General features: G+C 68.1%; 13 protein-coding genes. 5 read left to right on the top strand and 8 right to left on the bottom strand.

Annotated elements, in window-relative coordinates; all coding sequences use genetic code 11:
• Positions 1-63 precede the first annotated feature (63 nt).
• The 6 genes from IT361_11240 to IT361_11215 all read right to left on the bottom strand — a co-directional run bounded on the left by IT361_11240 (position 64) and on the right by IT361_11215 (position 9629).
• A complete protein-coding gene (locus IT361_11240) occupies positions 64-1926 on the bottom strand; it encodes a protein kinase (GenBank protein MCC6318254.1) in 1863 nt (620 codons plus the stop codon).
• Positions 1923-2870 carry a Stp1/IreP family PP2C-type Ser/Thr phosphatase gene (locus IT361_11235; GenBank protein MCC6318253.1) on the bottom strand — a complete coding sequence of 316 codons (948 nt, stop codon included), beginning with the start codon at positions 2868-2870 and terminating at the stop codon, positions 1923-1925. Before IT361_11235 ends, IT361_11240 begins: the two co-directional genes overlap by 4 nt.
• On the bottom strand, positions 2863-4269 hold the full coding sequence (locus tag IT361_11230; GenBank protein ID MCC6318252.1) for a serine/threonine protein kinase: 1407 nt from the start codon (positions 4267-4269) through the stop codon (positions 2863-2865). The genes IT361_11235 and IT361_11230 overlap by 8 nt, the downstream gene beginning before the upstream one ends.
• 84 nt (positions 4270-4353) lie before the next feature.
• Entirely contained in the window at positions 4354-6144 is a 1791-nt protein-coding gene (locus tag IT361_11225; GenBank protein ID MCC6318251.1) for a trypsin-like peptidase domain-containing protein, read from the bottom strand.
• A gap of 224 nt (positions 6145-6368) precedes the next feature.
• Entirely contained in the window at positions 6369-8891 is a 2523-nt protein-coding gene (locus IT361_11220; protein ID MCC6318250.1) for a serine/threonine protein kinase, read from the bottom strand.
• A 105-nt stretch (positions 8892-8996) separates the two neighbouring features.
• Positions 8997-9629, bottom strand: a complete 633-nt coding sequence (locus tag IT361_11215; protein MCC6318249.1) for a sigma-70 family RNA polymerase sigma factor — start codon at positions 9627-9629, stop codon at positions 8997-8999.
• A 121-nt stretch (positions 9630-9750) separates the two neighbouring features.
• Here IT361_11215 and IT361_11210 point away from each other — a divergent pair, with 121 nt between their 5' ends.
• Entirely contained in the window at positions 9751-10365 is a 615-nt protein-coding gene (locus tag IT361_11210) for an outer membrane beta-barrel protein (protein ID MCC6318248.1), read from the top strand.
• Positions 10366-10404: 39 nt separating this feature from the next.
• Here the strand turns inward: IT361_11210 and IT361_11205 are convergent, their stop codons facing one another.
• The gene (locus tag IT361_11205) at positions 10405-11364 is read right to left on the bottom strand and encodes a pyridoxal-phosphate dependent enzyme (GenBank protein ID MCC6318247.1); all 960 of its coding nucleotides are present in this window, start codon (positions 11362-11364) and stop codon (positions 10405-10407) included.
• 82 nt (positions 11365-11446) lie between these two features.
• On the opposite strand from IT361_11205, the gene IT361_11200 reads away from it, so the two are divergent.
• Positions 11447-13099 (top strand): L,D-transpeptidase family protein, encoded by a 1653-nt coding sequence (locus IT361_11200; GenBank protein ID MCC6318246.1) that lies wholly within the window; start codon positions 11447-11449, stop codon positions 13097-13099.
• Between the two features lie 121 nt (positions 13100-13220).
• Here the strand turns inward: IT361_11200 and glnA are convergent, their stop codons facing one another.
• Complete coding sequence (gene glnA / locus IT361_11195; GenBank protein MCC6318245.1) at positions 13221-14564, bottom strand: type I glutamate--ammonia ligase; 1344 nt, start codon at positions 14562-14564, stop codon at positions 13221-13223.
• Between the two features lie 126 nt (positions 14565-14690).
• Between glnA and IT361_11190 the strand changes: the two genes are divergently transcribed.
• The 3 genes from IT361_11190 to IT361_11180 all read left to right on the top strand — a co-directional run bounded on the left by IT361_11190 (position 14691) and on the right by IT361_11180 (position 19597).
• The gene (locus tag IT361_11190) at positions 14691-15500 is read left to right on the top strand and encodes a zinc ribbon domain-containing protein (protein ID MCC6318244.1); all 810 of its coding nucleotides are present in this window, start codon (positions 14691-14693) and stop codon (positions 15498-15500) included.
• A gap of 122 nt (positions 15501-15622) precedes the next feature.
• The gene (locus IT361_11185; GenBank protein ID MCC6318243.1) at positions 15623-16408 is read left to right on the top strand and encodes an ABC transporter substrate-binding protein; all 786 of its coding nucleotides are present in this window, start codon (positions 15623-15625) and stop codon (positions 16406-16408) included.
• Between the two features lie 81 nt (positions 16409-16489).
• A complete protein-coding gene (locus tag IT361_11180; protein ID MCC6318242.1) occupies positions 16490-19597 on the top strand; it encodes a GAF domain-containing protein in 3108 nt (1035 codons plus the stop codon).

Here is a 19597-nt window from a genome sequence, read left to right as displayed (position 1 = left end):
GGCATCAGCGTGTCGCGCGGGCACGCTGGTGCGCTCTGACCCACCCCTGGGGGGGGCAGGCTCCTACTTGAGGCTGATCGCGCCCACGGGGCGCACGCTCGTCACACGCCACGAACCGCCGCTGCGCGCCACCTCGGCGACAAACTGGGCGGTGCGCCTACGGTTGGCGCCGAACGCCGAGCGTACGTTGAGGATGGCCGAGAAGCGTGCCGTGGCCCGCGCCCCGCTGAGATCGATGTCCGGCGCGCCCGAGACGTCCATGAGCAGCCGACGCTCCTTCATGAGGCCGAGCCACTCGCGCTCGAGCTCTTCGCCCGCTCGCAGGACACTCCCCACGCGGCCCTCTTCGCCCGCGCTCACCGCGCGCGCGAATCCCGCGACTTCACCGGCAATCTCGCGGCGCGCGGCCTCGGCATCCTCACCGCGTTCCGGCGGCGCGTCGCTCCCGGCGGGGCGCGGCTCCGTGCGTTCAGGTGGAGGGGGCGGCGGATCGGGCTGGCGGACCTGGGGAGCCGTCGCTTCGGTCTGACGCGGTTCGGTCTCGGCCGGGCGTGGCTCCCGCCGCGCGGGCACGTTTGGCTGCGTGGCGCGAGGCGTCTCCGCCGGGCCTGGCGTGAGCGGGCGCAGGCCCTCCATGGAGTTGGCGGGCGCGGATGTCACCGGTGGCGGCGGCACGGTCGCACGCCCGGCGGTGTCGCCTAACGAACCCGGGACCGGTGCGCGCGGCGTGTCTGCCACGACCACGGCCGAATCGTGGTCGGCCGGCTCCACGCGCTCCTCACGCCCCGAGCGGGCGAACACGGCGACCACGAACAGCGATGCCGCCACGGCGCTCCAGGCTCGCCAATCGGTCAGCCAGCGTGTGAGATCCGTGCCACCGGCAGGCGCCGAGGGCACCGCCAGTCGTGTGGCCGGTGCTGCATCCACCAGGACGCGAGGTTCGATCTCCCGACCCGCTGGCTCGGGGGCCAGTCGGGTCTCTGCGACTCTGGATGACGAGGCCGTTGGCATGTCCGCCGTCACGCCGATTTCGGACGCCGGCGGCGGCCCAGAGGGCTCGGCGGCGAGGCGCGTCGCCGGCGCTGGCCGATGCGGCGCCGGTGCCGCTGCCTGGTGTGAGAGCGCCTGCGTCAGCACATCACGCATCTCGCGCGCATCGCGGTATCGATCCTCGCGGCGCTTGGCCAGCGCGCGCTGCAGCACGCTGTCCACGATCAACGGGACGTCGGGCAGGATCGAGCGCACCGGGGGCGGCGGATCGTTGAGCTGCTTCATCATCAGCTCGTAGTCGCTGTCGGCCTCGAAGGCCATGCGGCCGGTCACGAGCTCGAACACCACCGCTCCCATCGAATACAGGTCACTGCGCCCGTCCACCTCCTCCCCCTTGAGCTGTTCCGGAGACATGTACATCGGGGTACCCACGGCCGCGCCCACCCGCGTCTGGCGGCTGCGTCCCATGATGCGCGCGATGCCGAAGTCCATGACCTTCACCGTGCCGTCGCGGGCCAGCATGATGTTCGCCGGCTTGATGTCGCGGTGCACCACGCCCTTGTCGTGCGCGTGCTCCAGCGCCGCCAGCGCCTCGCGACACAGCTCGAACGCGCGCGCCCACGCCAGCCGGCCGGAGCGCTGCACGATCGACTCCAGCGTCTCACCGCGCACATACTCCATGACCATCACGAGGTCGTCGCCGTTCTTCTCGAGTCCGTAGACGGCCGCGATGTTCGGGTGATTGAGCCGCGCGAGCGCGATCGCCTCCTGGCGAAAGCGTTCACTCAGTGCCGCTTGTCGCGACAACTCCGGCCGCATGACCTTGAGCGCCACCTCTCGGTCGAGCATCTGGTCCACCGCACGGTACACGGTGCCCATTCCGCCGTCGCCGATCCGCTCGACCACCCGGTAGTTGCCGACGGACGCGCCGATCATGTCGCGACCTCGATGGCGCGCGTCTCCCGCACCGGGCGGGCGCTGTCATTCGCCGGAAGCGCGAGCACAGCCACGGAGATGTTGTCAAAGCCGCCGCGCTCACGGGCGAGTCGAACCAGTGCGTCGCAGGCGCCCTGGGCGTCGAGGCCCAGCATCGTGTCCCGCAGTTCCACATCCTCCACCAGGTCGTACAGTCCGTCGGAGCAGATGAGGAACCGATCCCCCGGGCGGAGCCCCAGCGGCTGCGGCCACGCCGAGACGGCGACACGCCGCTGGCTGCCCAGCGCGCGCGAGATCACGTTCTTGTCGGGATGGTGCCGTGCCTCGTCCCTCGTGATCACGCCCTGTCGCACCAGTTCCATGACCGCCGAGTGATCTTCGGTCATGAGGAAGATCTCGCCGTCACGCACCAGGTAGCAGCGACTGTCCCCGACGTGAGCACAGTATGCTGCGCCCCCGCGCAGTAGCAGCCCCGTGCAGGTCGTGCCCATGCCGGCGAGCTTGCGATCGCGCTGGGCCGCCTCGAAGACGGCCAGGTTCGCCGCCTCAACGCAGCGCACGAGTTGAGCGGCGGCATCGCGTTCGTGAGCCGCGGCGCCCCGCACGAACGCCTCGATCGCGAGTCCACTCGCAATCTCACCAGCTTCATGACCGCCCATGCCGTCGCACACCACCGCCAGCACGCCGTGTGTGGCGAGGTCGGTGGCGCTCACCGGGCGTACCACGCGGATCGCGTCTTCGTTGATCTCGCGCACGCACCCTGGATCGGTGCTCCACCCCACCTGCAGTCGCGCTTCGGGAGCGCCGTCGCCAGGCAGGGCAAGCTCCACCGTGGCGCGCAACGGCGTCGCGGGGGGTGGTCCGCCAAACCAGCGGCTGAGCCACCCGGCGGAGAGAAATGCCGGCGCGCCGAGGGCGGCGGGCAGGGAACGGGCGTCAGGCATGGCGGAGTTGGACCAGGGAGAGGCCCGCCGTGGCGGACCGCGAGTTGAACTTGACCCGAGCTGCATCCTGACGCGCCGCGAACCCCTGCGAGTCGCCGCGCGCCGCGATGGGCATGAGCACGTGCTGGAACTCGTTGTCGAACACCGTCATCGTGAAGCGAATCGGCTCGTCGGCATATCCGGTCAGGCGAAGCGTCAACACCACCTCGGCGCCCGCGGGCGCGCGGACCCTGAAGGGTGTGCGTCCGACCACGCGACCCTGATAGACGACGTCTGCGTGCAGGTCGCCCGGTACAGTGATCGTGGCGGTGGACAGGGTGCCGCTGCCGATGACGAGTTCGCCGGAGCGCGGCTCCGGACGCGGGGTGTCGGCGATTTCAGCCGGAGGCAATGCGAATGTCGTGTCGGCCGCCTGCCCCGTGCTGCCGGTAGTGGTCTCCGGCGGCAGGCTCCAAATGAGGAAAGCCAACGCCAGCCCCGCCGCGCTCACGCTGGCGGCAAGCGGCCCGTGTCGCCGCAGCGCGCGCCCCACTTCTCCCGAGGTGGCCGGATCGATGCGCAGGAGACCGCGTGTACGCTGCTCCCCGGTGAGCAGCACGCGCACATCGGTGAGCAGGGCCTCGGCGTTGGCATAACGGTCGCCGGCCTGCACACGCAGGCACCGCCCGATGATCCGGTCGACCTCGCGCGTGACCGATGGCCGGATCGTGGAAGCAGGCACATACATGCCCTTGAGCAGTCGCTCCGTGACCACGCCCAGCGCCCCGCCTTCGAACGGCATGTGCCCGGTCACCATCTCGTAAAGCAGCACACCCAGCGCCCACACGTCGCTGCGCGCGTCAGCCTGCCCGGTGCGCAGCTGTTCGGGCGAGAGGTAGTGCAGCGTGCCGATGACGTTGCCGTCGGTCGTGAGCTTGGGCGTGTTGTGCGACTTGGCAATGCCAAAGTCCAGCAGCTTGACCTGGCCTCGATCGTCGATCTTGACGTTGTTGGACTTGAGATCTCGATGGACCACGCCACGTTCGTGCAGATAGCTCACGACATCGACGACGCCCGCGAAGATCTTCAGCGCCTGATCCTGGTCCAGCGACCCGGCGGCACGGATGTGCTGCTCCAGCGTGTCGCCGTCCACGAACTCCATCGCGATGCACGGCATGCCGTCGGTCTCGAGGAACTCGTACATCGTGGCAATGCCGCGGTGCTGCAGCGTGGAATGGATCCTTGCCTCGTTGCGGAATCGCTCGAGCATCGTGGCGCCGCGCGTCGCGGTGAGCACCTTGAGCGCCGCGATCCGCCCGCTGGCGGTGTCCACCACGCGGTAGACCTCCCCCATTCCCCCGGCACCGACGAAGTCGATGATCCGGTAGCGACCGATTGCCGCTCGCTGGATGGTGGGCATGGAGGCCTGGAGGTGGTGGGCGCGGGGCGGTGAGCGACGACGGGCGGTCGAGCAAGCGCCCGACCGCCCGCCGATCACTTCGCCTTATCGAGCGTTGGGCGAGATGGTCATGAGTTCGAGGGCGTACTTGATCGGCACGGCGTAGCTGACCTGCACATCCATCTGCCGGCCCCACGAGTACACGCCGATCACCCGACCCTGGGCATCGAACACCGGGCCGCCGCTGTTGCCGGCCCCGGTCGTGTTGATGTTCAGCTGGTACGAGTCGCCCCACATGTTGTACTGGCCGTAGCTGTCGTTCACCGGACCATCACTGGCGCGGATCACCTTGGCGATGGTGCCGTTCGTGAGGGTCGGGTCAGGCACCGCACGGAGCTGCGCGTCGTTGCCGCTGCCGTCCTTTGGCTTCACCACCTGGAGCACGCTGGGCGAGATCGCGGGATAGCCGAGCACCACCATCGGGTCGCCGAGCTTGGTCTCGTTGTACGAGTCGTGGATCGTGACCGTCGGAAGCGAGCCCGGGAAGTTGATCTTGATGAGGGCCACGTCATGGCGGTCCGACACGGCCTCGACGCGTGCCTCGCGGCGCAGCGTGTTCTTGGGGAACGAGACGTTGAGGTAGTCGGTGCGGCCTTCGTACTGACCACGCGTGCCCTTGGGGCCGTCCTGCTTGGTCTCCGACGGGATCCAGTTCATGGGTGGGCGCACGATGGCCGGCGTTCCGTCGTCGTTGAACAGGGCCTGGCCTGCCCCGTTCACCAGGATGCCGATGTCTGAGCGCGAGTCGAAGCTGTAGGGAGCGCGCCAGTTGGCCGCGACGTGGCGGTTGGTGATGATGTAGCCGTCACTCTTGGTCACGAAGCCCGTGCCGCCACCTTCCACGCCGATCGGACGACCGTTCGCCTGCGAGAGCGTCAGGTACGGCTCGATGTTGTTGTTCCCCACGGCGATGTACGCCGGGATCGAGCGACGGCCATCGTCGATCAGGGAGAACACCTTGCCCCGCCGGTCCTTGTACTCGTTGGCGACGAACAGATGATACGCCTGGCCGCCCGATGAGGTGTGAATGAGGTGCCACGCCATCTCGATCTGCACCACCGTACCCACGTTCTTGTCGGCGATCTCGGCGGGCGTGAGCGCGCCGGCGAGCTGCTTGGCCCGCTCCGTTTCGCTCGCGAGGTTCTGCACCATGCCGGCCGTCTTGGCTTCGGCTTGGGCGGCACGCTGTCCGGCGGCGGTCGCCTGCTGCTGTGCTTCGCGCGTCTTGGCATCGGCCCGGTTCTTCTGCCACATCGCCACGCTCGCGATCACGACGACGGCGGCAGCGAGTCCCGCATACAGCTTGCGATTGGCGGCGGTCTTCGTCTCGCCGATCATGCGCTCCACGGTGGCCTTGCCAATGGCATTCGGTGCCGCTGCGCCCCCGATCGGGCCGGTGGCCGATCCCGCCGTCGCGCCAACGCGCGTTTCGTTCACGCCCATGGCCGTCGATCCCACCGCACCGGCCACGCCCAGGCGCGTCGCCTTCACGTACTGCGCCGGCAGCGGATCGAGGTCGAACTGGATCTCGGGCCCGCCAGCGCCGAGCTGGATCACATCGCCCGGCTGGATCGGCATCTCACCAACGACGCGCAGCTTATTGAGGTACGTCCCGTTGCGGCTGTTGAGGTCCACGACCTTGAAGCGGTACGGGTCCGACGCATCCCGCGCGATCCGGGCGTGCTGGCGGCCGACCAGGTCGTCCTTCTCCGGATCGAAGCGGACCGATGAGTTGGGATCGCGGCCGAACACGAGCTCGGAGAATTGCTGCAACGGAAACTCTTCCAGCTGGCTCGCCTTCGATCCCTTGAGATGGCGGAGAATGACGCGTTCCATGGTCGTGCCCTCGATGAGAGTCAGCCGGACGAGCGGCTGAGTGGTTGGTGCAACGTGCGCTCATCGAGACAGGCGCAGGATCGGTCGGCAACGGCTCAGAAGGATCAGCGCGGCCCTGCGCGTCGGGGCATCACGCTGTGGCGCGGGGGGCATCGCGGTGGCAGCGAACCGGCTCCGCAGCACCCCGGGGGGCGATTCGCTCGCGCGCCACGCGCACGGGAACGCTAGGCCGGCCCCTTGGCTGCCCAGCTCACCGAGTCGGCCCGCCGCCCCCAGTGACCGTACATCTCGGCAAGGCGAAACGCGACCCGCTTGGTCACCTGGGCATCGGCGCCGCGCGTGTCCACCAGCTTGCGGTAGGCGGCGATCAGGATCCGCTCCGCCTCGGGAAAGCGCCCGACCCGCGCGAGATGGTAGCCAACTACGGACTCCGACGAGGCGATCGCCCAGTGGTCCGGCGGGAGGAACTTCTGCCGCAAGGCCAGCGAGTGACGGAGCGGTGCCTCGGCCTCGTCGAATCGCCTGAGTGAATCGAGCGCGAGACCCTGCACCTGGAGGATCGCCGCCGCCGTGGCGTCCCCCTCGGAGAGCGACTTCCCGATGTGCGGCACGACTTCGGTGGCCGCGGCCAGCGCCCCCCTCATGTCGCCCAGCATGAACCGGTGCTGTGCCAGGTTGAGGAGCACCCGCAGGTAGTTCGGGTGTTCGGGCCCAAGCGCCGCCCGCATCACCACCACCGCCTGCTCGATGAGGCTGTCCGACTCGGCGCTCGGCCCCTGCTCGTCCAGCACCGAGGACAGGCTCTTGAGCAACTCGCCATAGGCCGGACTCGTCGGGCCGGTCAGCTCCTTCTGCATGGCCAGCGCCTCGCGCGTGAGCGACTCGGCCTCTGCGAAACGCCCCTGGTAGAGGTACGACACCGCCACGTTGTTCAGCGAAAACGGCAGGCTGGCCCGGCTGGCGGAGTCGGCGCCACGTCGGATGCTGATCGACTCGAGCTTCACGCGCATTGCCTCGTCGAGCCGCCCCTGCTGCTCGATCATCCGCGCCAGGTTGTCGAGTGCGGTGGCCAGTTCCGCGGGGTCCGGCTTCTTCATCTCCCGCCATACCGCCACGTTTTCGCGCGCCAGCGACTCGGCCTCCACAAAGGCCCCCCGTGCCTCGGCCGCCGCGGCGACATAACTCAGTGTGATGGCCGTCAGCGGATTGAGCCGGCCGAACACCCGCCGTCTCAACTCGTACGCGCGCCTCGCGTGGACTTCCGAGGAGTCGTACAGGCCGAGGCCGTTGTACGTCTGGCCGATCGTGTGGCGGATCTGCGCTTCGACCTCCGGGTCCATCGTGCGCCGCTGCACGTCCTTGGCCGCCTGGTCCAGGACTTCGCGCACCGTGACGTCGCGGCCGCGGCTGCCCGGGTCCGCGGCCGACAACATCGTCGTGATGAATTCGTTGACCTCGGCCGCCTTGGCGGCTTCCCTGCGCGCGATGCGGGCCTGGCGCGCGGTGGTCACGATGCCACCGATGAGGGCGACGACCGCCAGGGTCACTGCCGCGACCTCGTAGCGGTGACGACCGACGAACTTCCGCATGCGGTAGCCGAGCCAGGCGCGGCGCGCCGTCACCGGGTGGCCGTCGAGCCACCGGCGCAGCTCCGTGTTCAGCTGCTCGGCCGTCCCGTAGCGCAGGGCCGGCTCCTTGGCCAGCGCCGTGAGGACGATGGCGTCGAGGTCACCGCTGACGCGGCGTCTCACGCGCTGCGCATCACCGTCGCCGAACGTCGTCGCCGCGTCGCTGGTGAGCACCGCCGAGGGACGCGTTGCCGGCACCGTGCAGATCTCGCGCTCGATCTCGGCCAGCAGCTTGCCGTCGGTGGAAAAGGGTCGCCGACCGGCCAGCAGCTCGAAGAGGATCACGCCTAACGAATAGATGTCGCTCGCTGGGGCGAGCGCCAGGCCTCGCACCTGCTCCGGCGACGCGTATTCGGGCGTGAACACCCGCACGCCGCCGCGCGTCATCGGCAACTGCTCCGGCCCCTCGCCCTCGCGCAACAGCTTGGCGATGCCGAAATCGAGCAGCTTCACCGTGCCATCGGCCGTCACCAGGATGTTGCCCGGCTTGAGGTCGCGATGCACGATGAGTTGCTGGTGTGCGTGCTGCACCGCGGCGCACACCTGCCGAAACAGGGAGATCCGTTCGCGTACGGGGAGCCGTTCGTCCGCGCAGTATCGGGTGATGGGCGTGCCCTCGACGTACTCCATCACGAAGTAGGGCTGCCCGTCGACCGTCACGCCGCCGTCGTGCAGCGCCGCGATGTTCTTGTGGTTCAGCGTGGCGAGGATCTGCCGCTCGTAGCGAAAGCGACGGATCGCCACCTCCGAGCCCATGCCGGGTCGCAGGAACTTGATGGCGACTCGCTTGGCAAAGTCGTCGTCCGCGCGCACCCCCTCGTACACCGCGCCCATGCCGCCGTAGCCGATGAGCCGCACGATGTCGTACGGACCCACACGCTTTCCCACGAGCAGCGCCTCGTCGCTGTCGTCGAAGGAATCCGCGACCACGTTCGCCGCTGGCCGCTCGAGGGTCGCCCGGGCGTGGTCGAGCGCCCCGAGCAGCGAAAGCACCTCCTCGCCCAGCGCGTCCTCGCCACCCACAGCCTGACGCACCCACGCTTCGCGCGCCTCGGTTGGAACCTCGAGGGCCTCGTCAAAGAGTTCACGGACTCGGATCCAGCGCGTGGACGTGGTCATGCAAACACTGGCATCAGGGTCTCACCGACTCGGGTCGGCTGCGCTCACCAAACGATCAGGCGCGAAACGCCGGCCCAACGGCTCACCGTCCGTCGATCCGTCCCTCTAGGCATCCAGCTCTCTCTGGAGGAACGCCTTCGCAAACGTCCAATCCCGCTTCACCGTCGCCGGCGAGATCTGCATCGCCTCGGCCACCTGCTCGATCTCGAGGCCACCAAAGAAGCGAAGCTCGACCACTTTGGCGTAGCGCGGCTCCACCGCTGCCAGCTTCATCAGGGCGTCGTCGAGTGCAATCAGGTCCAGCGACCGATCCGCTGGCGCCTCTACCGAGATCTCGGCATCGAGCGTCACCCGCTGACCGCCCTCGCGTTTGGCGGCGCGCTTGCGGCGGGCGTGGTCCACCAGAATGCGACGCATCGCCTGCGCCGCCACGCCGTAGAAATGCGAACGGCTCTGCCACGTCGCGCCACGCTGGTCCACCAGCCGCATGTAGGCCTCATGCACCAACGCGGTAGGCTGCAGCGTGTGTTCGCTGCGCTCATTCCGCATGTAGTGCGCGGCCAGGTCGTGCAACTCGCCGTACACCAGGGGGATGAGCTGTTCGCTCGCGTCGGCATTGCCCCCTTGCAGCTCGAGGAGCAGCCGGGTGACGTCGGCAGACGTCGGGTGGGAAGAAGTCACAACGTACCGCTGAAGGCAGGGGTGGCGGCCGGGGAAGCCGCTGTCGGGCTCTACCATATGACCACGATCCCCAAGGCATCGCAAGACGTGGGCCCGCGCTGACGCGTGAGCCGTGGACGCACCCGTCTGCGCCTGAGTGGACGAGACGCCACATCGCCTCCACCTCTCGAGGACCCCAATGCGCCCCTTCGCCCGTGTTTCCCTGTTCGCCGCCGCCCTCCTCGCGCCCGGACTCGCGCACGCCCAGTCGGCGCAACGTTGGTCGATCCAGGTCTCCGGCCTCTCGGTCGGTGCACAGGGAGAGGCCTACGAGGGCCTTTCCGGTGGTATCGGCCTGGAGGCGCAGGTTCGCCTGACGCCGAGCGTGTGGTCATTCGGCGCCGGCGTCCAGTCGTCGGCCCACGACCTCGAGTTCGATGACGGAAGCAAGGAAACGGTCACCTTGGCCGGCGTGTTCTTCGAGCCGCGGCGCATCCTCGACGTGGGGTCGAGCACCTTCGCCCCCTACCTCTCGGGCCGCGTCGCCTTTCTCCAGCAGTCCATCGACGTCGACGTCCAGGGGACATCCGTGTCGGCGTCCGCCAGCGGGGCGCAGCTCAACGGTGGCGGCGGCGTGCTCTTTCGCCTGTCGCCCCGCGTGAACCTCGACCTCGGGGCCACCTATGGCCTCATCAACTTCGGTGACGTCGAAGTCAACATCCCCGGCGTCGGCAATACCAAGGTCGAAGGCTCGTCAGGCAGCGGATCCAACTTCGTGGTCCGTCTCGGGCTGGCGATCGGTCTCGGCAAGTAATCCACGACGCGCCGCCGGATCGGCTCGCCCTCGACGCCCTCAGGGGGACGGAAGCTTGCCAGCGATCACACCATCCCAGATCGCTGGCGCCACGTTGCCGCCACACACCACGAACGCCGAGCGACCTCCCTGATCGAGGTCGCGAAGGCAGCCGGCGATGGCGACGCCTGCGGCGCCTTCGATCGGGTCCGGCGAATGGCCAGACCACCAGCGCATGGCCGCGGCGATTTCCGATTCGCTCACCGTCATCCACCCGTGGACGAATCGCGCGCAGGCCTCGAACGTGATGGCGCCGGGCTCGATGCCACCCGCGGTTCCATCCGAGAGCGTCGGGCGAGTGGGCTGATCGACGATCCGGCCGGCCGCGACGGAAACCGCCATGTGAGGCGAGGCCGCTGGCAGGACACCGACCACGCGGGTTTCTGGGGAGGCGGCCGCCAGGTAGATCGCCATTCCGCCGATGAGTCCACCGCCGCCGACCGCGACGTACACCCGGTCCAGGGGGCCAGCGTCCCGCACCAGCTCCGCGGCCAGAGTTCCCTGCCCCGCCATCACCCCCTCATCGTTATACGGGGAGATGTAGGGACGGCCGGACGCTTCCGCCGCGCGCCGAGCTTCCTGCTCGGTGTCCAGGCCATCGGTCCCCACGAACAGCACCCGCGCGCCCTGGTCGCGGATCTTTGCAACCTTGGGCGGGGACGCTCCCTCCGGCACGTAAACCGTGGCTTCGATGCCGAGGACATGAGACGCGTGAGCGACGGCCGCTCCGTGGTTTCCGCTCGAGGCGGCCACCACACCCCGGCGTCGATCGTCTTCCGAAAGCGTGAGGAGCCGGTTGAACGCCCCTCGGAGCTTGAAGGACCCGGTGGTCTGAAGGTGCTCAGCCTTAGCCAGCAGACTGGGCCCGCCGTGTGGTGACGGAAGGGCCCACACCGGGGTATGACGAATGTGGCTGCGGACGCGGCGCTCGGCCGCACGGATGTCGTCCGCGGAGATCACGCGCAGCGCCGGTCGGGCGAGTTGGCGGTCGGAGTGCCGAACCACCGCGCGCTGCCATGGCTAGGTTTCACGAATTCACGGGGTGATTGTGGCCGTTCTTCGTTCGACGCTCGTTGCCGCTCTGCTGCTGCCGTCGCTGTCCGACGCGCAGCTGGCCGACACGACCGTGCTCCCAACGTCGCCGGTGCGTGCCTATCTCCAGGCGCCACGTCTGGCGGGGGCTCGGTGGCCGAGCATTGGCGATGTGGCGTCAGAAGTACAGCGGGCGTACGAGCGGGTCAATTGGGCGCCGCTCTGGACCGACCGCGGCCGCCCGACGGCGTCCGCGCTGGGCGTCGTGCGATTCCTCGGCGCGGTCGATTCCCTCGGACTCGAGCCGCGCGACTACGATGCGCCGCTTCTGGACTCGTTGGTGAGGCAGGGCCCGTTTGACGATTCGACGCAGGCGCGATTCGAGGCCACGCTGAGCGTCGCTACCGCGCGTGCGCTCAGTGCACTGCGCTGGGGACGCGTGCGGCAGCCCAAGGCGTATCCCACGCTCTCTCGATCGCGCGCCGGGTTTGACCTGGGTGCTGGCGTGTACGCCGTGTCGCGCACGCGGGACCCGTGGCCGGTCTTTGACCAGGCGGCACCGCAATGGACGCCGTACCGGCAGCTCCAGGCAGCGCTCCCGACTGCGCGACGCCTGGCGGCCGACTCATTGCTCGACGCGGGACCGGTCGCCACCGGCGCTGTTTTCCACGAGGCACCGCGACTGCGCGCTGTGCTGGTCACACTTGGCGTCCCGGCCGACTCCGCCACGCCGCCGCCGCCCGCCGACACCACGCTCGATGCGTCGCTCGCGCGCACGCTCACGCGGTTCCAGAAGTCCAACCGCCTCAAGCAGACGGGCGCGTACGACGTGCCCACCAGAACGCGCATGCGCGCGATCCTGCGCAAGCGCGTGCGCGACGCCGAGCTCTCGCTGGAGCGCTGGCGGTGGCTGCCGCGACGCGCGGATGGGCGCGCGATCATCGTGAACGTGCCGGAGTATCGCCTGCGCGTCTACGACCAGGTTCGCGGCGGTCAGGCGCCCGCGTTCGGGATGAAGGTCGTCGTTGGCCGTGGCGTGGAGGATCGGTTTACGCCGCTCTTCGTCGATGAGGTGGAGCATCTCATCTTCTCGCCCTTCTGGGAGGTACCGAAGACGATCGCGCAGGAGGAGATCATCCCCAAGCTGCTCGCGGATTCCACGTACCTCGCGCGCAACCGGTACATCCTCGTCCGCGGGACATCGGACACGGCCAGAGCGCTGACTCCCGACTCCGCCACGATCGCGAAGATCGGCAACGGCGTGCGCGTGCGACAACTGCCCGGGGACTACAACTCGCTCGGCCGCATCAAGTTCATGCTGCCCAACCACCTGAACATTTATCTGCACGACACGAACGAGAAGCACTTCTTCCAGCGCGATGAGCGCGCGCTGAGCCACGGGTGCATTCGCGTCTCGGAGCCAACGCGACTCGCCGGGTGGATCCTTGAGGGCGACACGGCCTGGTCGGATGATCGGATGAAGAAGGCGATGAAGGCCGGCAAGCCGGAGACCGTGCGACTCGACTCGCACATCCCTGTGCTCATCGTCTACCACACGGCCGGCATCGACGACACGGGGCTGCTCCGGTCCTTCCGGGACGTGTACAAGTACGACGACGAACTCGAGCAGTTGCTGGCGAAGGGATACCCGTATCCGCGTTAGGCGGCACCGCCCGGTTTGCCTGGCAAAGGTGCGGCGTACAGCCGGCAGCCGCACCAGTGTTTGCTCGCTGCGCCCACTCGGTTGACACACAGGTGAAACTGACGCGGCGCGTTCGACTGCTTCAGTACTTCAGCAGATAGTTGTCCAGCTCCCACTGGTGGACCTGCGTGATGTATTCCCGCCATTCCTGCCGCTTGGCATCGAGGAAGTGCTTGGCCACATGGTCGCCAAGCGCGGCCATGATGACGTCGTCCTTCTCCAGCTCATCGCACGCCTCGTGCAGGTCGTGCGGCAGGTCGTCGATGCGCAACCGGCGCTTTTCCCGGAACGACATCTCGAAGATGTTCGTGTCCACCGGCTCGCGGTAATCGGCGTCCGTCGCCACACCATCGAGCCCCGCCGCCAGCATCACCGCCAGCGCGAGGTAGGGGTTCGCCGACGGATCCGGCATGCGGACCTCGACGCGCGTGCCCGGCCCGCGACGATTTGGCACGCGCACCAGCGGTGACCGGTTGCGCATCGACCACGCTACGTTCACCGGCGCCTCGAAGCCCGGCACCAGCCGCTTGTACGAGTTCACCAGCGGGTTGGTGACCGCGCAGAAACCCCGCGCATGACGCAGGATCCCCCCGATGTAGTGCAGAGCGACGCGGCTCAGCTCCCACTCCGCCTTCGCATCCCAGAACGCGTTGCGACCATCACGAAACAACGACTGGTGTGTATGCATCCCGCTGCCGTTCTGCCCGAAGATCGGCTTGGGCATGAACGACGCCACGAGGCCGAACTGGTTGGCCACGTACTTCACCACGAAACGGAACGTCGCGATGTTGTCCGCCGTCGTGAGCGCGTCGGCGTAGCGAAAGTCGATCTCGTGCTGCCCGTGTGCGACTTCGTGATGCGCCGCCTCGACCTCGAACCCCATCTGTTCGAGGGCCGACACGATGGCGCGGCGCGCATCTTCGCCCAGGTCCGCCGGCGCGAGGTCGAAGTACGAACCCACGTCGTGCGTCACCGTGGCCGACTCTCCCTGCTGCGCCGTCCGAAAGACGAAGAACTCCGCCTCCATCCCCGCGTTCATCACAAAGCCCATCTCGGCGGCGCGCGCGATCTGCCGCTTGAGCACTTGCCGGGGATCGCCGTCGAAGGGCGTGCCGTCGGGACGGTGCACATCACAGATGACGCGCGCCACGCGGCTCTCGGGATCTCCCCACGGGAACACCCGAAAGGTCGAAATGTCGGGCACGAGCAGCATGTCCGACTCCTCGATCCGGACGAACCCCTCGATCGATGAGCCGTCGAACAGGATGTCGCCCGCGAGCGCCTTGCCGAACTGCGACCGCGGCAGCTCCACATTCTTGTTCACGCCCAGGATGTCCGTGAACTGCAGTCGCAGGAACCGCACGTTGTGCGCGGCGGCGTACTCGAGTACGTCTTTGGCGGAGGCGCCCGAGAAGGTGTTCGGCATGGGCTGAGGAAGGAAACTCAGCGGCTTGCACGAGGAAAGGGACGGGCGCACTCAGCCCGAACCGCCGCGCATCCCCTCGAGGATTCGAGGCCACCGCGTCGCCATCGATCGCGTATGTTCCCCGTCATGTCCACCTCGTCGTCACCCAACACGATCCCCTGCCCGGCCTGTGGCACACCGTCTGGCGGCAAGTTCTGCGGAGAGTGCGGTGCCGCGCTCCTCGGAGTCACCTGCGGGTCGTGCAGCGCGCTCCTCACGCCGGGCGCCCGCTTCTGTCACCGCTGTGGTACCGCCGCGGGGACGCCCGGTGCGGCGCCCGGAGCCGCATCGAGTCTGGGGTCCCCAGGCGATAGCGCCCGGCGATCGATTCTCCCGTGGGTGATGGCGGGCGCGGCGCTCCTCGCGCTCATCATCATGGTGGCCGCACAGCAGGGGGCCTCTACCCCACCCACCTCGTCCGAGGCAACACCGCTCGGCGCACCGCCGCCCGGCGCGGCTGGCGGGCGCGCGCCCGATATCTCATCGATGTCCCCACGTGAGCGAGCCGACCGCCTCTTCGATCGCGTCATGAACCTGTCGGCTCAGGGCAAGGCGGACTCGGCGGGCTTCTTTGCGTCCATGGCCATGGGAGCGTACGAGGCGCTCGCACCCCTCGACAACGACCTTCGCTACGACTACGGCCGCATGGCCGAGATGGCCGGCGAACTCGCTGTCGCTCAGGCGCAGGCCGATACCTTGTTGCGCGAAAACCCGGACCACCTGCTTGGCCTCATCCTCGCCGCGCGCGTGGCCCAGGCGCGCAACGACTCCACGACCGCAGGCCGACTGCTTGCTCGTGTCGCCAAGGCCGAGCAAACGGAAATGGCCAAGAGTCTGGAGGAGTACGTTCGCCACAAGAACGACATCGACGCGGCGGCAGCACTCACCCGACGCTGACCGACCCGCAGCACCTGCACACGCACGTTCGCGCCTCCTGCCACCGCTCCCAACTTCCAGTGCCCGATACCGTGCCCCGCACCATCACCGTTTGCCACAGCCCCGATAGCGACGACGCGTTCATGTTCTACGCGCTCGCTGCCGGAAAGATCGACACCGGCGACCTGCGCTACGAACACGAGCTGCAGGACATCGAATCGCTGAATCAGCGCGCCCTGCGGGGCGAACTCGAGGTCACCGCCGTCTCGATCCACGCCTACGCGTACCTCGCCGATCGTTACGCCCTGCTCCCCCACGGAGCCTCCATGGGTGACCGCTATGGCCCGCGCCTGGTCGCGCGAGTGCCGATGAGCCCGCAGTCCATCAAGGGCGCACGCATTGCCATTCCGGGGCCGATGACCAGCGCCTACCTCGCGCTCCGGCTGTTCGAGCCGAACTTCATCGCCGTCCCCACGCCCTTCGATCAGATCGAAGACGAGGTCGTATCAGGTACGGTCGACCTCGGGCTGTTGATCCACGAGGGCCAGCTCACGTACCAAGAGCGCGGACTGCACCTCATCGCCGACCTCGGTGCCTGGTGGCACCAGGAGACCGGGCTCCCGCTTCCCTTGGGTGGCAACGTGGTTCGCAAGGACCTGGGCACCGATCTCATCAGGACACTTTCGAGGCACTTGAGGGACAGTATTGCGTACTCGCTTAAGCACAGAGCGGCCGCGCTGGACCATGCCATGTCGTACGCTCGCGGACTCGAGCGGCAGATGGCCGACACGTTTGTCGGCATGTACGTCAACGAGCGCACGCTCGACTACGGCGCCGACGGAAAAGCTGCCGTTCGGCTCTTTCTCCAGAAAGGCTTTGAGCAGGGCGTCATTCCCCACACGGTCGACGTTGAGTTCGTCGAGGAGTGAATCGAATAGAATTGTGAGGTTGCGCACAGTCCCTTCGAGCGGTCAACTCATGGCGACCCGGCCACGACGCCTTTTCCAACGGTGAGCCTCACGAAGCCTTCGCTCCAGGCGGCGCAGCACGCACTCGACACCGCGGAACTCCTGCGGGCAACGCGCATCATCAACGCGACGCTCGAAGAACCGCACCGAGTCGCGGCGGCGGTGATCGAGCTCCTCGGCGCCACCGTCGCGTGTGAAGGCGGCTGCATCGCCATGCGGGCCGGCGGATCTTTCGCCATCGTCGAATCGGCGCCGTCGCTCACGAGCCTCACTGGTCAGTCGTTCCTGAGCACGGAGGTCTTTGCGCCTCGCGCGCTCCCTGAACGGCATGCCGTGGTACACGACGGGGTTGCTTCGGTCCTCGCCGATCCTGCATTCCTGGAACCACTCGGCGTTCGGCAGTTTGCCGCAGCGCCGCTCATCGCCGGTGGAGCGGTCGTCGGCGCGCTTCTCGCCGTGAACCCGCGAGACGGCGCGTTCTCCGACGTTGACACGACCAACCTTGGGTGCCTTGCCGACCTGGCCGCCCTCGCCATCCGGAATGCCTGGCTCCTGGCGCACGATCAGCAGCTCGCCAACGAAGCCCGGTCCCTGGCCGACATCGTTCAGCAACTGAATCAATCGCTGGAGTTCGAGCGCGTGGTCCGGCTCGTGGCCGAAACGAGCGCGCGTCTCCTTGGTGGCCAGGGGTCGGCATTGACGCTGCTTGATGACGACGATGTGGTCGTGGTGGGTGCCGCCGGACTCGGGGCATCGATGATCGGGTACCGGACGCCGGCACGACCCACCCTTGTCCGGCGCGTCGCGCTGGGCCGACGCGTCGTTCGCACCAACGACCTGCAGCAACTCTCCGGTGACCACGCGCTGGCGGCGACGCTCGGCCCCGAACCCGTCAACGCGATCCTCGCGCCCCTGCTCGTCGCCGATCGCCCCATCGGCGTGCTCCTGGTCGCCGCGAATCTCACACGCGAGTTCAACGAACGGGACGAGGAGTTGCTTGCCGCACTGGCGTCGCACGCCGCCGTCGCCATCGAGAACGCCAGGCTCTACCGCGCAGCTGCCCACACCGCACGCCACGCCGAGACGCTGTCGTCGGCAGCCCGATCGCTCTCGTATGCGGTGGATGCGACCTCGTTCTTCGACGAGCTCTCACGCGTTGCCCGCGAGCTGCTGGACGCCTCGGGGCTGACCCTGTATTCGGTGGACCAGGCGCGCCGCACTGCGAGCGTCCGCTACGTCGCGGGCATCGGCGCCGACACACTCTCGCGTGTGGCGAGTCGCATCGTCACCGCACCGGAGTTTGCCGCACCCCTGCTGGCCGGCGAGGAGGGCTTTTTCGAGGACATTCGCGACGATCCGCTGAGTGCCGTGTGGACGCTGACCGCTGGCACACGCATCCCCGATGAGATCATGTCGTTCGCGCGGTTGCCGCTCATCGTCGAGGGCCGCGTGCGGGGTGCGTTGGCGCTGCGCTGGCGCACGCACCATGCCTTCTCCGAGGACGAGCGCCTGCTGCTGCGCGACTTCGCCACACAGGTCGCGCTCGCCTTCCGCAACGCGGACCAGTTCGATGCGGAGCGTCGGTCGCGCGAAGTGGCTGAAGCGGCGGCGGCCATCGCGCGCGCGGTGCTGGGCGCCGCAGCACCGGATCGCACCGCGCTCGATGCGCTCACCGCCATTGATCGCGCCGTGCCCTCGGAGGGCAAGGCCATCGCTTTTGTCGACGCCAGCGGCGCGGCGCTTCACTATCTCGCCGCCTCCGGCGTATTGCAGCCCATGGCCGGCGTTTCGATCGGCATCGCCGAGAGCGCGGCCCGGTTGTCGTCACCCCTCGTGCAGCAGGACGCGACGGCCCACGCCCTCGCGGCCATCGGTGAAGGACACCTGGTGCCACCGGGAGCGACGCTCGTGCCGCTCGTCGCGCGTGACCAGTTGCTCGGCGTGCTCTGGTCGATGCCATCGGCACCGCCGATCCCCGGCCATCGCACCGACGCCGAGACGCTCGGCGATCTCGCCGCCTCACTCGCCCTCGCCGCCGACGTCCTGCTCCTCAACGAAGAAGAGCAGAAGCGGCGCGCGCGCGAACACATGCTGGCCACCGCGCTGGCCACGATGGACCAGGCGGTCCTCATCATCGGCCTCGATCGTCAGGTGATGTATGCCAACGCCGCGGCGATTGCCGAGTACATGTATGCCTTCGACGGCGCGCCGGCCGTGTTGTTCGACCGATTGGTCGACTCGGCAAACGTTGCGCGTCGCGTCGGCCCGGACGGCACCTCGGGAGCGGCCGGCGTGTGGGCGGCCGAGCACATCCATCGACGCCGCGACGGGTCCACGTTCCCGGCCTCCGTGCTGCTCAGCTACATCCGCGACGTGAATGACGTGCCCGTCGCGCAGGTGGTGACGGTGCGCAACCTCACGGCGGAACGCCGGATCGAGGAGCAACTTCGTCAGAGCGAGAAGTTGGCCGCCCTCGGCGAACTCGTCGCCGGCGTAGCGCATGAACTGAACAACCCGCTGGCTGGTATCTCGGCCTTCGCTCAGCTCCTGATGGACGATCCGCTCGACGCCGAACAGCACGAATCGGTGCGCCTCATCAAGCGCGAGGCGGATCGTGCCGTCGGCGTGGTGCGCGACCTTCTGCTCTTCTCGCGCAAAACCGGACCGTCGCAGGAACTCGTGGACTTCAACGAAATGGTCGAGCGGACGCTGCGACTCCGTGGCTACGGCCTGCGTTCGGCCGGTATCGAGGTGAAGGTCGATCTCGATCCCGCTGCACCGGTCGTCGCCGGAGACAGTCAGCGTCTGCAGCAGGTCCTGCTGAATCTCGTGATCAACGCGGAGTATGCCCTCCTGCGTGCCGACGTGAAGCGACTCATCGTGCGCTCGGAGTCCACGGTCGACGTCGTCTCACTGTTCGTCGAGGACAGCGGCGTCGGCATGGACGAGGAAACGAAGCAACGCATCTTCGAGCCGTTCTTCACCACGAAGCCGGCCGGAGAGGGCACCGGGCTGGGGCTCAGCGTGAGCTACGGCATCGTACGCGCCCACGGGGGCTACTTTCATGTCGAGAGCGTGCCCGGCCAAGGCACGCGCTTCCAGCTCACGTTTCCGCGTGCCCGCGACCACAGCACGCTTGCGACCGCGTAG

The organism is Gemmatimonadaceae bacterium (genome assembly GCA_020846935.1).
Classification (GTDB): domain Bacteria; phylum Gemmatimonadota; class Gemmatimonadetes; order Gemmatimonadales; family Gemmatimonadaceae; genus RBC101.
This window is presented reverse-complemented; position numbering and strand designations above follow the sequence as displayed.

Bases quoted from the DNA above. Each gene is read 5' to 3' on its own strand.
- IT361_11240 (MCC6318254.1), bottom strand. From the start codon at position 1,926: ATGATCGGCGCGTCCGTCGGCAACTACCGGGTGGTCGAGCGGATCGGC.
- IT361_11235 (MCC6318253.1), bottom strand. From the start codon at position 2,870: ATGCCTGACGCCCGTTCCCTGCCCGCCGCCCTCGGCGCGCCGGCATTT.
- IT361_11230 (MCC6318252.1), bottom strand. From the start codon at position 4,269: ATGCCCACCATCCAGCGAGCGGCAATCGGTCGCTACCGGATCATCGAC.
- IT361_11225 (MCC6318251.1), bottom strand. From the start codon at position 6,144: ATGGAACGCGTCATTCTCCGCCATCTCAAGGGATCGAAGGCGAGCCAG.
- IT361_11220 (MCC6318250.1), bottom strand. From the start codon at position 8,891: ATGACCACGTCCACGCGCTGGATCCGAGTCCGTGAACTCTTTGACGAG.
- IT361_11215 (MCC6318249.1), bottom strand. From the start codon at position 9,629: ATGGTAGAGCCCGACAGCGGCTTCCCCGGCCGCCACCCCTGCCTTCAG.
- IT361_11210 (MCC6318248.1), top strand. From the start codon at position 9,751: ATGCGCCCCTTCGCCCGTGTTTCCCTGTTCGCCGCCGCCCTCCTCGCG.
- glnA (MCC6318245.1), bottom strand. From the start codon at position 14,564: ATGCCGAACACCTTCTCGGGCGCCTCCGCCAAAGACGTACTCGAGTAC.
- IT361_11190 (MCC6318244.1), top strand. From the start codon at position 14,691: ATGTCCACCTCGTCGTCACCCAACACGATCCCCTGCCCGGCCTGTGGC.
- IT361_11185 (MCC6318243.1), top strand. From the start codon at position 15,623: ATGTTCTACGCGCTCGCTGCCGGAAAGATCGACACCGGCGACCTGCGC.